Source organism: Bradyrhizobium sp. CCBAU 25338, from assembly GCF_028128965.1.
Classification (GTDB): Bacteria; Pseudomonadota; Alphaproteobacteria; order Rhizobiales; family Xanthobacteraceae; genus Bradyrhizobium; species Bradyrhizobium liaoningense.
Window position 1 is genome coordinate 1 of record NZ_LFKY01000037.1, and the last position, 15,289, is coordinate 15,289.

General features: G+C 65.0%; 10 protein-coding genes. 3 read left to right on the forward strand and 7 right to left on the reverse strand.

Annotation, left to right across the window (positions count from 1 at the left end; translation table 11 throughout):
* The 4 genes from ACM42_RS18360 to ACM42_RS18375 form a co-directional block, all read right to left on the reverse strand.
* Positions 1 to 2,308 (reverse strand): caspase family protein (locus ACM42_RS18360; RefSeq protein ID WP_271529282.1); only part of this gene is annotated, 2,308 nt, incomplete at its 3' end.
* Positions 2,309 to 2,668: 360 nt separating this feature from the next.
* Positions 2,669 to 3,412: a carbonic anhydrase gene (locus ACM42_RS18365; RefSeq protein ID WP_271529283.1), complete on the reverse strand. Its 744-nt coding sequence runs from the start codon at positions 3,410 to 3,412 to the stop codon at positions 2,669 to 2,671.
* 129 nt (positions 3,413 to 3,541) lie between these two features.
* A complete protein-coding gene (gene dnaE, locus ACM42_RS18370) occupies positions 3,542 to 7,045 on the reverse strand; it encodes a DNA polymerase III subunit alpha (RefSeq protein WP_271529284.1) in 3,504 nt (1,167 codons plus the stop codon).
* Positions 7,046 to 7,617: 572 nt separating this feature from the next.
* Positions 7,618 to 8,343, reverse strand: coding sequence for an outer membrane protein (locus ACM42_RS18375; RefSeq protein WP_271529285.1), 726 nt, complete (start codon positions 8,341 to 8,343; stop codon positions 7,618 to 7,620).
* Between the two features lie 255 nt (positions 8,344 to 8,598).
* Between ACM42_RS18375 and ACM42_RS18380 the strand changes: the two genes are divergently transcribed.
* Both ACM42_RS18380 and ACM42_RS18385 read left to right on the forward strand, forming a co-directional pair.
* Entirely contained in the window at positions 8,599 to 8,907 is a 309-nt protein-coding gene (locus ACM42_RS18380; RefSeq protein ID WP_271529286.1) for a DUF3551 domain-containing protein, read from the forward strand.
* Between the two features lies 1 nt (position 8,908).
* Entirely contained in the window at positions 8,909 to 9,175 is a 267-nt protein-coding gene (locus ACM42_RS18385) for a DUF3551 domain-containing protein (protein ID WP_271529287.1), read from the forward strand.
* Between the two features lie 52 nt (positions 9,176 to 9,227).
* Here the strand turns inward: ACM42_RS18385 and ACM42_RS18390 are convergent, their stop codons facing one another.
* Positions 9,228 to 9,866, reverse strand: a complete 639-nt coding sequence (locus ACM42_RS18390; RefSeq protein WP_271529288.1) for an HD domain-containing protein — start codon at positions 9,864 to 9,866, stop codon at positions 9,228 to 9,230.
* A 42-nt stretch (positions 9,867 to 9,908) separates the two neighbouring features.
* The gene (locus ACM42_RS18395) at positions 9,909 to 10,370 is read right to left on the reverse strand and encodes a carboxymuconolactone decarboxylase family protein (RefSeq protein WP_271529289.1); all 462 of its coding nucleotides are present in this window, start codon (positions 10,368 to 10,370) and stop codon (positions 9,909 to 9,911) included.
* Between the two features lie 116 nt (positions 10,371 to 10,486).
* On the opposite strand from ACM42_RS18395, the gene pdxR reads away from it, so the two are divergent.
* The gene (pdxR, locus tag ACM42_RS18400) at positions 10,487 to 11,893 is read left to right on the forward strand and encodes a MocR-like pyridoxine biosynthesis transcription factor PdxR (protein WP_271529290.1); all 1,407 of its coding nucleotides are present in this window, start codon (positions 10,487 to 10,489) and stop codon (positions 11,891 to 11,893) included.
* A 148-nt stretch (positions 11,894 to 12,041) separates the two neighbouring features.
* On the opposite strand, the gene ACM42_RS18405 is transcribed toward pdxR, so the two are convergent.
* Positions 12,042 to 15,191, reverse strand: coding sequence for a GAF domain-containing protein (locus ACM42_RS18405; protein ID WP_271529291.1), 3,150 nt, complete (start codon positions 15,189 to 15,191; stop codon positions 12,042 to 12,044).
* Between the last annotated feature and the right edge of the window lie 98 nt (positions 15,192 to 15,289).

Below are 15,289 nucleotides of genomic sequence, written 5' to 3' on the forward strand. Positions count from 1 at the left end.
CCTGCGGCGGCGGCGCGGGCCGGTGATCCCGAACTCCGGACGGCCCCCGCGCCGCCACTGGCGGCGGTGGCGGTGCCGCGGGTTTGACCGTGGGCGGGACGACCGGCTTGCCGGGGGCCGCGCTCGGCGGCGGCAAAGCGCCCGACTGGGACCCGGCCGGCCTGCCGCGCAGGTCAGCCGCAGGTGGCCTCGTCGGCCCCGGCGGCTTGGGCAGGCCGGCGGACGGCGTCGTCGAACTTCCGGGAGCCGTCGGCTGATTGGGCGGAGTAGCGGTTGCCGCGTTCGGCGGTGCCGGCGGAACGTTGCCAGTGGGCGTCGTGGCGGTGGCAGCGGGTCTGCCATGAGGCGGAGCAGCGCCGGGCGTGCCCCCTCCCCCGGCCGGAGGCGGTCCACCCGGAGTTCCGGGCACCGGCAGCGTGTTGGCCTGCGGCAGCCTGGTGGCCGCCGGTGCTTGCGGTGTCGCAGCAGGAACGTTGCCGGCGGGTGCCGTCGCGCCCGGACTGGGCGTGCCGCGCGGCATGACGGCGCCGGGCGCCGTGCCCGCCGGGGGACCGCCAGGAGTTCCCGGCAGGGTATTGGGTGCCGGCAAGGTATTGGCCTGGGGCAGCCTGGCCGCAGCCGGCGGCTGGGTTGTCGTGGCAGGAGCGACATTGGCTGGAGCTGGAGCCGCGATACCCGGTCTCACCGTCGGCTGGATCGTCGCGCTCGGCGGCATCGGCGCCCTTCCCTGCTGGATCAGCGCGGCACGCTGCATGACTGCCTGCGGCACGGCGGCACCTGCCGGCGTGCCGCGGCCGGCAACCGCCGGGGCCAGATTGCCCGGACCGGGCGCCGGCCCCGCGGCCGGCGGCGGCGCCGGCGGGCGGTTGATCACGGTGTTGATGACCGTGGTGTTGTGGATGTTCTGAAAGATGATGTTGTTCGGCGGCGGCGCGACATAGACCGGCGGCCTGACGAACACCGGGATCGGCACGAACACCGGCTGCGGCAGCACGAAGAGGCCGACCACAGGCAGCGGCGGCGGCAGCACGACGAAATCCGGCGGCGGCGGCGGCAGATAATAGACCGGCGGCGGCGGTGGCGGCGCGAAGCCGAAATCGGGATCGCTGAAATACAGCACCGGACGGTCGACATAGATCACCTCCTCCGGCGGCGGTGGCGGCACGTCGTAGTCCAGCATCGTGAAAGTCGGCGGCGGCTCGAGCGGCGCAGTCAGGATCGCGAGCCTGCGCCGGGCATCGCCCGCATGCGGCCCGCGCGGGTAGCGGCGCAGATACGACCAATAGGCGTCCGGCGTATCGGCGCGATAGGTCCGCCGCCAGGTGATCGCCTCGCGGCGCGCCGCCACGATCGCCGTGACGCGCTTTGCAAGCGGGTCATTCGGATAGGTCGCGAGGAATTCCTCATAGGCCGCCAGCGTGTCGCGCTCGAGCGCGGCGGCATAGGCATCCTGCACGCCGAGATCGCGGATCGGCTTGTTGCGGATCGCGGCGACCTGGTCGGGCGTGGTCTCCGGCGGCGGCGCGTCGGGCCCACGCTCGAAGAACGAAAATTGCGCCGATATCTTCTGCTCGTTCCAGGGCACCTGCGCGCCCTTGGAGGCCTCGTTGACGCGTAAGCGCACGCGGTCGAACACCTCGGGCAGCGGCAGGCCGCCGGTGCGGATCATCTCGGCGAGCGATTGTGCATAGATGCCGTAAGGCCCCGCCTCCTCCGGCGCCACCGTGCCGGGCGCGGCGTTGAAGGCGATCAGCATGCTCGCCTCGGGCTCGACCAGCGCCAGGCCGCTCGCGATCGGCTGACCGCCCTCGATGAAGGGCTGCGCGCGCGCAGCGTCGAGCACGACGATGCTGGCCTTGAGCGGAATGGACGCGATCTGGCGCGCATAGTCGCTGATGCGCAGGGCCTCGGTCGGTATGTCGGTGTCGCGGATGATGTTGGAATCGACCGGGATGAAATAGTTCTCGCCGGCAAGCTGCACGCCATAGCCGGCGAGATAGATCATCGCGACGGTGCCCGGGCCCGAAGCCTGGGCCTTCTGGATGAAATCGCGCAAGCTCTTGCGCAGCGTGTCGCCGTCGAGATCGCGCGCGCCGACCACGTCGAAGCCCGCCGCCTGGAGCGTCTGTGCGATCAGGCCGGCATCGTTGGCCGTCGTCGCCAGCGGCGATTTGGCGTAGGCGCCGTTGCCGACCACGAGCGCGATGCGCTTTTCCGGCTGCTGGGCGCGCGCCGGTTCCGGTGCGGCGGCGGCGAGGGCCAAAATCGGCAGCAGAAGGCAGATGAAAGCTCTGAGCGTCTCACGCATGGCTTGCTCGCCCGCTATTGTTGTCGAGGTCCCGGCACGCATGAGGCGCGCAGCCGGCTGAACGGCGGTTGAACGAAAGGCTCGAACAACGAAAAGCTTGGATTGAGGCGGTGACATGGCCGCCCCATCGCCGGCGTCAGCCTCGCCGCGACACGACGCGTCCTATCGCCAGCGGATCACTCGGCCAATTTCAATTCGGCGACGGTCGTCCGGACAGCCGATTCATCAACGGGCGAGAAATCGACCGGCCCAGATTTCTTGTATGCCGACGTCATCGCGAGGGTGATTGCTGCTTGTCGACCTTGCGGCCGGCCTCTGGAGGAAAGAGGCGCGACCGCAAGGCTCGATGCTCGGGTGGGCTCAGCCCTGGGCGACCAACTCGACGCTTCCTGTGCTCAGCCGATAGATGCCCCCGACCACCTTGAGCTTGCCCTGCTCGACCGCCGCGTTGAGGATCGGAGCGGCCGATTTCAGCTTGGCGACGTTGTCGAGGACATTCTGGCGAATGGCGTTGTCGAGCGCATTCCCGCTCTGCTGGGCCGCCGTCTTCACCGCCGGCGCGATCGCCGAGACCAGCGTGGGGATGTGCCCCGGCAGCGGCTTGTCGTCCTTCAGCGACTTGATGGTCGCATCGACCGCGCCGCAATTGTCGTGGCCGAGCACCAGGATCAGGGGCGTTCCGAGCACCGCGACGGTGTATTCCATGCTCGCAACGGTCTCGTCGCCAGCGAAATTGCCGGCGACGCGGCACACGAACAGGTCTCCGCGTCCGCTGTCGAAGGCATATTCGGGCGCGATGCGAGAATCGGCGCAGCTCAGAACGGCCGCGTAGGGATTCTGACCGCCGACCAATGCCTCGCGCTCATGCTTGAAGTCGTGGCGGCGCGACACGCCCGAGACGTAGCGCGCATTGCCGTCCATCAGCCGCTTCAGCGCCGCATCGGGCGACAGCACGTTCTGCGGTTTCGGCGGCGCCTTCTTCTCCTTGGCGAAGGCGGTCCCGCCAAACGCCGCCGCCGCAAGCGCCGACGTGGCGAGCAGCATCATGGAGCGCCGGGAGGGAGCAACAGGTTGATGCAGATTTTCGGAGCACTTTTCGCACATGGTTGTTGTCCTTCCAGGTTTCTCGTCAAACGAGATTGTCGAGTCGACAACTGATAGCTGCGCTCGAGCGACTTCGAAACCACGCGCGAGCCAAATAGTTAAGCTTTGGTTTGCGCGGTGCCGGCAACATCAGAGCTGCTGCACGTCCACCACGCCCGCGACCGCCTTGATCGCGCCGGCGATCTGCGGCGAGACCTTGAAGCGGCCGGGCAGCTTCATCTCGACCTCGGTCTCGAGGTCGAGCATCATCACCAGCGAGACCTCGCCGTCGCCGTTGGAGCGCGGCGCAAGCGCGGGACTCCCGACTTTCGGCGCGCCGCCGTTCGAGGCCGCCATGTCTGGCCCGGCGAGACGCTTGGCGATCGAGTCCAGCGGCTTGGTGTCGCGCAGGAAGATGCGCAGGCCCTTCTGCGTCTTGGCCGCGGCGTCATCGAGCGGCTCGGCATGCAGCACGCGGGCGCGCACGTCCTCGCCCTGGAGCTCGGCCCCCAGCTGCAGCAGCACGGCCGCGCCCGGCTCCAGCACGTCGCGATATTGCGCGAGGCCTTCGGAGAACAGCACCGCCTCGAAATGGCCGGTCGGATCCGACAGGCCCATGATGCCCATCTTGTTGCCGGTCTTGGTGCGCCGCTCCATGCGCGAGACCACGGTCGCGGCGACCTTGCCGGCGGTCGCGCCGGTCTTCACCGCGCGCGAGAACTCGGCCCAGCTCTGCACCCGCAGCCGCTTCAGCACGGTCGCGTAGTCGTCGAGCGGATGTCCCGACAGGAAGAAGCCGATCGCGTCGTATTCGCGGCGCAGCCGCTCGGCCGGCAGCCACGGCTCGACCTGCGGCAGCATGATGGTCGGCGCGTCGGCCGCGCTGCCGAACATGTCGTTCTGGCCGACGGTCGCGGCCTCGTGCGCGCGCTGGCACGCGGCGAGGATCGAGTCGGCACCGGCGAAGACGCGCGCCCGGTTCGGCTCCAGCGTATCGAAGGCGCCGGCGGCGGCGAGACTTTCGATGATGCGCTTGTTGATCGCGCGCGGCGAGACCCGGGCGGCGAAATCGGCGAGCGAGGTGAACAGGCCGTTCTTCGTTCGCTCCGCGATGATCTGCTCGATCGCCTGGATGCCGACGCCCTTGAGCGCTGCGAGCGCGTAGTAGATCGTCTTCTCGCCGACCTCGAAGGTCGCGCCTGACCGGTTGATGTTGGGCGGCTCGACCTTGATGCCGAGACGCTGCGCTTCGGAGCGGAATTCGGAGAGCTTGTCGGTGTTGTTGAGATCGAGCGTCATCGACGCCGCGATGAACTCCACCGGATAATGCGCCTTCATGTAGGCGGTGTGGTAGGACACCAGCGCGTAAGCCGCCGCGTGGCTCTTGTTGAAGCCGTAGTCGGCAAACTTCGCCAAGAGCTCGAAGATGGTCTCGGCCTGCCCCTTCGGAACGCCGTTCTTCACCGCGCCCGCGACGAAGATGTCGCGCTGCTTGTCCATCTCGGCGCGGATCTTCTTGCCCATGGCGCGGCGCAGGAGGTCGGCGTCGCCGAGCGAATAGCCGGACATCACCTGCGCGATCTGCATCACCTGTTCCTGGTAGATGATGACGCCGAACGTCTCCTTGAGGATCGGCTCCAGCACGGGATGCAGATATTCCGGCTCCTCGTCGCCGTGCTTGCGCGCGCAGTAGGTCGGGATGTTCGCCATCGGGCCCGGTCGATAGAGCGCGACCAGCGCGATGATGTCTTCGAAACGGTCCGGGCGCATGTCGATCAGCGCCCGCCGCATGCCCTGGCTTTCAACCTGGAACACGCCGACCACGTCGCCCCGGGCCAGCATCTGGTAGCTCTCGGCATCGTCGATCGGCAGCGTGGCGAGATCGACATCGATGCCGCGCGGCTTGAGCAGTTTGACTGCGACGTCGAGGACTGTGAGCGTTTTCAGGCCGAGGAAGTCGAACTTCACGAGCCCCGCGGGCTCGACCCATTTCATGTTGAACTGGGTCACCGGCATGTCGGATTTGGGATCGCGGTAGAGCGGCACGAGCTCGCTCAGCGGGCGATCACCGATCACGATGCCGGCCGCGTGGGTCGAGGCGTGGCGCGTCAGGCCTTCGAGGCGCTGCGCGATGTCGAAGGCGCGCGCCACCACCGGGTCTTCGTCGCGGAACGCCTGGAGCTTCGGCTCGCTCTCGATCGCGGCGGCCAGCGTCACCGGTGCCGCCGGATTCTGCGGCACCAGTTTTGTGAGCTTGTCGACCTGGCCATAGGGCATCTGGAGGACGCGGCCGACGTCGCGCAGCACGCCGCGCGCCTGCAGCGTACCGAAGGTGATGATCTGCGCGACCTGGTCGCGGCCGTAGCGCTGCTGCACGTACTGGATGACCTCGCCGCGGCGGTCCTGGCAGAAGTCGATGTCGAAGTCCGGCATCGAGACGCGCTCGGGATTGAGGAAGCGCTCGAACAGCAGGCCGAACTTGATCGGATCGAGGTCGGTGATGGTCAGCGCCCAGGCGACCAGCGAGCCGGCGCCGGAGCCGCGGCCCGGCCCGACCGGAATCCCTTGCGACTTCGCCCATTTGATGAAGTCGGACACGATCAGGAAGTAGCCCGCGTATTTCATCCGCATGATGACGTCGAGCTCGAAGGCGAGCCGCTTGGCGTAGGTCTCTTCCGTCGTGCCCTGCGACAGGCCATGCACCCGCAGGCGGTTGGCGAGCCCCTCCTCCGCCTGGCGCTTCAATTCGGCGGCCTCCACCGCAGCCGCATCCGAGCTCGACGCGGCGCCGACGGTGAAGAACGGCAGGATGGGCTTGCGCGTCATCGGCCGGAACGAGCAGCGCTCGGCGATCTCCACCGTCGAGGCCAGCGCCTCCGGGATGTCGGCGAACAGCACCGCCATCTCGGCGCGCGTCTTGAAGCGATGATCCGGCGTGAGCTGCTCGCGCTCGGTCTCGGCGATCAGCCTCCCGCCCGCGATGCAGAGGAGCGCGTCATGGGCTTCGTAGTCGTCGGTTGCGGCGAAATACGGCTCGTTGGTCGCAACCAGCGGCAGTCCCTTGGCGTAGGCGATGTCGATCAAGCCGCTTTCGACGCGCCGCTCCTTCTCGGTGTTGTGGCGCTGCAATTCGACGTAGAGGCGGTCGCCGAACAGGCCGGCCAGACGCTCGCAGCGCTGGGCGGCGAGCTCGGCATGACCGCCGGCGAGCGCCAGCGAGATCGGCCCATCCGGTCCGCCCGTCAGCGCGATCAGGCCTTCGGTCTCGCCCTCGAGCCAATCGAACCTGATGAAGGGAGCATGGCTGTCCGGCGATTCCAGGAACGCGCGCGAGTTCAGCCGCATCAGGCTGCGATAGCCGCGCTCCTGCGCTCCCAGCAGCACCACCCGCGACGGCCCCATCGCGTTCCGCGCATTCGGATCCTGGTCGCCGAAATCGACGGCCAGCTCGCAGCCGACGATCGGCTGGATGCCGGAACTCGCCATCTTGTCGGAGAACTCCAGCGCACCGAACAGATTGTCGGTGTCGGTCAGCGCCAGCGCGGGCTGGTGGTCCTTCTTCGCAAGCTCGGCGAGCTTGGCGATCTTGATCGAGCCCTTGAGCAGCGAATAGGCCGAGTGAACGTGAAGGTGAACGAATCCGGCGCTCGGCATGGTCGCGTGACGGCCTCTTGCAGATGAAATGGAGCGGTCGCCAGCGCCGGGAGATGTCAGGTAGATCAAAAGAGGATCCTGCACCGCCCGGGCGACTCGCCTCGCAATGGTGGGGCGTCACTGCTCCAGAGTCCACGCCGGAGCGGCCGATCGGCCGAGTCGTCCCGCTTTTCCCCAGCGGCAGCAGCAAGCTCTCCGGCCCAGAGCATGATCCCGGAAAAGTGTGCGGCGGTTGTCCGAAAAGATCATGCTCCAACAGAACCTGAAGCGCGATGACGACTCATCCCAAATCTCATCGCGCTTTAGAGCTGCGGAATCACCTGCGCCCAGATCGCGATCATCCCGACGAACAGCGTGATGGACGCCAGTGCGGCGGCTTCTTCCACGAAAACCCTGAACATGGCCTGCTCCCTTGTTGGAACGTATGAAGAACATTGTTCTCATTTTGTTCAGGGGAGTCAAGCGGTCCGAGACCACGCGAAACGGGATGGTTAACTCGCTGGATGCAAACAATAAAAAAGCCCCGGCCGAAGCCGGGGCTTTCGTCAGCCGCTCGCGTTGAGCGATCTGTCTTAGTAGCGGGCCAGCAGCGGGCCGCCGAACTTGTAGTTCAGGCGAACGAGGCCCATGTCGACGTCCTGCTTGATGCGGTCGACTGCGCCACTGGCGAAGGTGACATTCTGGTCGCCGAGGAAGATGTGGTTGTACTCGACGCCGACCGTCCAGTTCGGAGCAAAACCGAACTCCAGGCCCGCGCCAACCGTGCCGCCCCAGCGGGTCTCGTCCGCATTGTCGATGTTCGCACCCGTGGCGACGCTGTAGACGTCGTACTTGTTGCTGACAACAGCCGCACCGCCCTTCGCGTAGAACAGGACGTTGTTCCAGGCATAGCCAACCTGACCGGTGATGAGCCCAAAGGCGTCCATCCTGGTCCGGTTACGATTGCCGGCGGCGATCAGGCTGATGTTGTCGCCCGAGAAGTCGGCCCAGTTGCCCTGGCCTTCCACACCGAAAACGAACTGGCCGGTCTGCCAGCGATAGCCGATCTGGCCACCGACCGTGCCGCCGGTCGAGTTGTGCGAACCTTCAGGGCCAAAGTTGACGAGGTCCCACGACGTATCCGCCGAACCGCCACCACCGTTGACGCCGATGTAGAACCCGCTCCAGTCGTAGACGGCGGCGATCGCCGCGGGCGGAGCTTTCGTGTAGGGCCGCGCCGCGAGGTCAGCAGCCATCGCCGGCGCAGCCGCGCTGAGCGCGACGAGGCTGACAGCGGCAAGCAACAAATTCTTTTTCATTTGGTTCCCGTTCCAGTTTCTTCAGTAGGCCCCCGGGCCGTGCGCAATGTCTTAGCAGCGGACGACGGAATTGCTGTAACCGCGACGCAACAGTTGGGTCGAAAGGACCTCGCTGCATTAACGAATGTTTATCAGCAGGTGTGCGGAAACCCTTTGGAACAAGTGTTTTCGCGAGTTCCAATGTCGACTACAGGACATAAACTGCATGTGCGCGTAATGGCATCGCGCGCACATTCACGTGATTGGAGAATCGAAATGCGCGGTCGAGTTCCCTTGCCTATTGTCGCCACATTTTCGCTCGCATTCGCCACATTTGCATTCGCCTCGGCTGCAAGCACACCGGCGCACGCATTCGGCAAAAATCATCCATTCTGCCTCACCGGTGATGAATGGCCGGGACTGAGCAATTGCAGGTTCGACACCTATGCGCAGTGTCAGGAGAGCGCATCCGGTCGCGCGCTGACCTGCATCGCCAATCCGTATTTCGTCGGACAGAGCGACGATCCATACGCGTATCAAAATCGTCCGCGCGCACAGACGCCGGGCTACTTCCTGCCGCGCTGAGATGCGCCGCGCTCACCTCGCGCTCGTCGCGATCGCCCAGCTCTCTGCCGGCGGACTTGCGCATGCACAGACCTACGATCCGAGCTATCCCGTCTGCATGCAGATCTATGGTCCCGTCGGCTATTTCGACTGCCGCTACGGTTCGCTTGCGCAGTGTCGATATCTCGCCGTCGGGCGCTCCGCGAGTTGCGTGGTGAATCCGTATTTTCCATCGAGCAAGCCGGCGCCCCCTCACCGCCCGAGACGCCCCGCCGTTCGCGCCGGATGATCAAGCCGTTGCGCTGATGCCGGGCATGCCGTGACGGAGCGACAGCCTCTCCTCAGCTCTGCCAGGGCGTGTTGCGGATGCGCGTGCACGCGTTCGGCTTGCGGAAGCTCGGATCGTGATCTTCGATGTAATCGAAGTTGACCGTCCCGAACGTCGTCTGCGGCTTCTTCAGCGCTGAGCAGGTCTGCACCTTCAAGAACTCGTTCTTGAAGTCGCCGCGCGGAAACGCGGAGATCACCTGGTCGCGCTGCTCCGGCGTGTACTCGTCATATCCAATGCCCACGACGTCCACCAGGACGCCTGCGTTGGTGAGCGCGATCTCCGGTTTCATATATTGCGGAATGCCGGGGGTGGTGTGTAGCGCGATTGCTTCCCACACCAGGTCGGCTTGCGGCTCGGCAATGCCGCGCGCCCGCAGAAAGTCGCGCGCGGCGTCGGCGCCGTCGACCTCAAACCGCTTGGTATCGGTGTGGTAGTGATCGACGAGACCGAGGTCGTGAAACAGCGCCGCGACATACAGCAGCTCGGGATCGAACTTCAGCTTCTGACGCAGCCCCTTGATCGCGCCGAACACGTAGACGCGAACCGAATGGTTGAACAACATCTCGCCTTCGTAACTGCGCACGAGTTCGGCAGCCTCGCGCGCCAATTGGCTGTCGGGAATTTTGACGCCGGAGATCATGCTCGTCATTTTCAGGCTCCTGTTTTCTGTTTCGGCTGATGCCATTCGTCGTCAGGCGGCACTCTCGAGCACGGCCTGCGGCGTTTTCCGGAAGCTGATCGACATGCGATTGTACGCATTCATCAGGCTGATCGCGATCGTGAGATCGACGAGCTCGCGCTCATTGAAGACCTTGCGGGCGGCTCGATAGGCATCATCCGGAACGTTGGTCTCGGCAACGCGGGTGACCGTCTCTGCCCATGCAAGGGCGGCTCGCTCGCGTTCGTCGAAGAGATTGCCGGCCTCCGCCCACGCCTGCACCAGCGCGAGCTTTTCGATCTCGACGCCGCCCTTGAGCAGGTCGCGCGTATGCATGTCGAGGCAATAGGCGCAGTTGTTGATCTGCGACACGCGGAGATAGACCAGGGTGACCAGCGTCGCGGGAAGCCCGCTCTGCATGACGTAGCCGTAGACGCCGCCCAGTGCCTTCGCGCCTGCCGGTGCAACGTGGTTGTAGTCGAGACGTTCGCTCATCTGTTTGCTCCTTGATGATCGGAGGGGATGAACACTCCCCCTTTGCCCCTTAGGTGTCGTTGCTCTGGTTCACAAAAAAGAACCAAGAATGCACAAAAATCGTGTACCATTCAGGCATGACCAAGCCGCTGCGCCTGGAGCTGGATCGATCTGCGAAGACGCCCTTGGCCGAGCAGATCCACAAGGGAATCAGGGCCGCCATCGAGAGCGGCGTGCTCGCCCCGGGCGCGCGCCTGCCCTCCTGGCAGGATCTGGCCGCCCAGCTCGGCGTCGCGCGCGGCACCGTGCGCGTCGCATACGAAAAGCTCTCATCCGCGCAACTGATCGTCGCAAGCCGCGCGACTGGAACACATGTCGCGGACCGGCCGCGCTTTCCGGTGCGGCGGGACAAGGCCCCGGCCCCAGGCTCGCTCATGGAGATGTACCAGGAGCTCACGGCCGGGCCGGCGATCTTCCAGATGGGCGTGCCTGCGCAGGAGACCTTTCCTGCGACGTTACTGGCGCGGATGCGCGCGCAGGCGGTCCGCATCGAGATGAGCGCACCGGCGATCTATCCTGATCCGCGCGGTGAGCCGGCGTTGCGGCGCGAGATCGCCGCCTACCTTGCGCTGGCGCGCGGGATCGAATGCGCGCCCTCCCAGATCATCATCACCGGCGGTTTCAGCGGCGGCCTCGGCCTGACTCTCCGCGTCCTCGGCCTCGAGCAGAAGAAGGCCTGGATGGAGGATCCAGGCTTTCCCTTCACCCGGCACGGCCTGAAGCTTGCGCGATCATCGATCCTGCCGATCCCCGTTGACGCCGACGGCATCGATGTCGATTTCGGCCTGAAGCATGCTCCTGATGCGGCGCTGGCGGTCGTGACGCCAGGGCAGCAGGCGCCGCTCGGAGCGACATTGTCGCTGGCAAGACGCTCACGCCTGCTCGACTGGGCCACGCAAAGCAAGGCGTGGGTGATCGAGGATGACTATCTGAGCGAGCTTCAGCTCAAGGGCCGGGCGACACCGGCGCTTGCCTCGCTCGACCGCGCCGGCCGCGTCATTCACATCGGCTCTTTCAGCAAGACCGTGACTCCTGCCCTGCGACTGGGCTTTGTGGTTGCACCCGCCGCTCTGGCGTCGCGATTTGCCGAAGTTGCGGCGTGCCTCGCACCTGCGCCTGGACCCGCGGTGCAGCTCGCGCTGGCCGATTTCATCAGCGAGGGCCATTATCTCCGGCATCTTCGGCGCACGAAACGGGTCTACGCAGCGCAAGGCGATGCGTTGCTGAAATACCTGCGCCCGCGCGCTGCAAACGTTGCGATTGCCGGATTGGCGGCGGTCCTGCGGTTGCCGGATGGAGCACGCGATCTGGCCATCGCCAGGGAAGCAGCTGCGCTTGGACTGGCGCCTACGCCGCTGTCGCTCTGGTCTGCGTCGAAAGGCTCAGCGCGCCCAGGACTGTTGCTCGGCGTCGCAACGTCACCTCTAACGAAGATCGAGGCGTCCTGCGATCGGCTCCTTCAGATCATCGATCGACTGACGTGACCGATACGCGTCGGCGTGTCCCTCAAATGTCTACTCGCGAAAGCCTGGACAACGCCCTCATGCAACGGGAGAGATCCATCCGAAGATCGTCTGGGACGAGCATCATCGCCCGGCGTGCTCGAATCGAAAGGCGTCTGACACGACGTGCTCAACTCTCGTCGAGCAGATTGCGAATTTTGGCGGCCAAGTCTTCGATCGCGAAGGGCTTCGACAACAGATGCTTGCCGGCGTCGAGCATGCCGTTGTGAACGATCGCATTGCGGGTGTAGCCGGTGGTAAACAACACCTTCAGGCCGGGATGTCGTTTCGACAATTGTGCCGCGAGTTCGGCGCCGGTCATTTCGGGCATGACGACATCCGTAAACAGCAGATCCGGAACGGTGCCGTTCTCGATCGTCCTGATCGCCTGTATGGCGCTCGCAGCTTCGATGACGGTATAGCCGAGCTCGCGCAGGCTTTCGGATGAGATGCTGCGGACACGCTCATCGTCCTCCACGACGAGAATCGTCTCGTTCTGATGGCTTGCGCCGGGATGTATGATCCCGCGCGACGAGTCCGGGATTGCCTCCTCGCCGATGAAACGTGGAAGGTAGATCTTCACGGTCGTGCCAACGTCGACTTCCGAGTAGATTTTGACATGGCCGCCCGATTGCCGCACGAAGCCGTAGACCTGGCTAAGTCCGAGGCCGGTGCCCTTGCCCACGACCTTGGTCGTGAAAAACGGATCGAAGACCTTTCCGAGCATCTCCGCCGGAATTCCGGTGCCGTTGTCCGTGACGGCAATGAGAACATACTGCCCGGGTGCCAGTGCGTATTCGCGGGCATATTTTCGATCAATCGACGCGTTGCTGGTTTCGATCGTCAGCCTGCCGCCCTTCGGCATGGCGTCGCGCGCATTCACCGCGAGATTGATGACCGCGCTTTCCAGCTGGGCGGGGTCGGCTTTGACGCGCCAGAGACCCGCAGCGAGGACCGTTTCGAGGTGGACCAGTTCGCCAAGCGATCGCTCGAGCAGCTCGCTCATCTCGCCGACCATCTTGTTGATGTCCAGGACCTCCGGCGCAAGAGGCTGCTGACGCGAGAACGCGAGCAGCCTTTGCGTCAAGGTGGCCGCGCGGTTTGCGCCGTCGATGGCACCCTCGAGGAAGCGGTCGACGTTGACCTCGCCCTTGCTGAGCCGCCGCTTTGCAAGATTCAGGCTGCCCAATATCACGGCCAGCATATTGTTGAAGTCGTGGGCGATGCCTCCTGTCAATTGCCCGACGGCTTCCATCTTCTGCGATTGCCGCAATTGCTCCTCGGCCTTCATGCGCTCGCCGATCTCGTCGGCGACACGTTGCTCCAGCTCGGCATTGAGCGCCTCGAGCTTGGTCAAGAGCCGAGCGTTGTCGATGGCCGTCGCGGCATGTCCGGCGATGCCGAGCAATGCGGCCTCATGCTCTTCGTGGAATTGACCTACCTCCGCATGACCCAGGAACAGCCCACCGAGCACTTCGCCGCTTCGCGAGATCACGGGGACCGCCAGGTAGGAGCGGACCGGAAGATGGCCCTCGGGCATGCCTTTCCGCGGCGCATTCCTGCCATAGCGCGGGTCCTGCAGAATGTCGTCCGACCTCACCACGCCCGTGCCCCTGAACGTCGGCTCGAACACGGCGGTGTTGCGCGGCATCGGGAAGTTTTCGAAAGCGGACCGAGGCACGCCGGACAGCGAATACAGCATGTAGCTGTCGCCGCCCGCTGCCAGGACGTTGTAGAAGAAGGCTCCGAATTGGGCGCCCGTCAGCTCGACGCCGGCATCCGTCACGATCTGAACGATCTTCTCGAGATCGCGTTCGCGGGCAACCGATGCCCCTGTATCGTTGAGTATCCTGAGATGACGTTCGGTCTTCTTTTGCGCCGAGATATCCAGCACGGTCCCAATGAAGCGAGTAGCCTGGCCCTTGGAAAAAATTGCGCGACCGGTTGCGGCGATCCAGCGCTCGACGCCATCCTCGATACCGACGGTTCGGTATTCGATGTTGTAACTTGCCGGAGAATGGGGCTTCAGGGCTGCCGATACGGCCTCATGGGCGCGCTGCCTGTCCTCGGGATGAATGCCCTTCAGGAACGACCCTTCATAGCTGACGTCGGCGCCAGGTGGGAGACCGAACACCTCCTTGCAGCGGCTGTCCCATCGGAGAATATCGTTGAGCGGATCGTAGTCCCAGGTGCCGATGCCCGCCGCCTTGTTCGCGAGGACCAGCCGTTCGGCAGCTTCCCGGGCTGCCTGCTCCGACCGGACGCGCTCGATGTGCGCCCATGATCGCTCCGTCACCTCGGTGAGCAAGGCAAGCTCCCGTGGCGTCCAGAGATGCGGGCCCCGGTGATGTATCGCCATCAAGGCAGTCAGTCGCCCTTCCTTCACCAAGGGCATGCAAATGGTCGAACCTATGCCGATGCGCTGGAAAGCGGCGGCTTCCTCTGGCGCGATCTCCTTCAGATTGTCGTTGATGACAAGGGGCCTGCCGGCGCTCAGCTCTCGCACCGCCTTCTCACCGAAGTCGCCAAGGCTATAGTGCCCCAGGATGTGCATCGCACCGGGGGCTGCCCAGTCCCCGCGTATGGTGAAGCCGTCCTGATCAGGATCCATGTCGGCATAGGCGCAGTTCGAGACGCCGAGATGCTCACCGACCATTCTCGTCGTCACCGCCATCACGCCATCGGCATCGCGGGTCTTGGCCGTCTCCTTGTTGAGGGCGTCCAGGAAGAGCAGCCGGGCTTCGTTCTCGCGCACGGCCGTTTCCGCACGGCGGCGTTCGACCGCGGTGCGCGTGCGCTCGGCAACATCGCGAATGAGCTCCAGCTCTTCAGGGCTCCATTCGCGCGGCGCGGCATTGTTGAGGTACAACAGCGCCACGACCCCGTCGGCCTCGGAGATCGGCATGTTGACGAGTGCACGTGCAGAGATCGCCTCGAGAGCACGGGCACGGTCGCCGACGCGAGGGTCTTTCTCGGCATCGGCGCAGACGACCGTTTCGCCGCGCTTCAAGTCTTCGATATAGCTGCCATAGTCGCGAAAGCGCAGCACGCCGGCCAGGCTCGAGATCCCGGGAGCGTTCCAGTCGCGAGCGATCGTGATGGTTTCGGCTGAGGTATCGACGGTGCCGTAACCTGCCCGGCTGACATTGAGGCTGCGGCCGAGCAGCTCAGCCGCGGCATAGGCGAGATCGTCGGGGTTGCCGATTTCTCGAATGTAGTCGCCGAGGGTGGCCAAGACGGCATTACGGTCGGCCGAGAGCAGCCCGGTCGCTGTCGTCATCGGTCTTCCCCGGACACTTCCCTGCCTCCACTCAATAGGCTGATGAAACGGTATTCCGCGTTGCGCAGTTCAATTCGATCGGGGCAGCCCGACCTGAC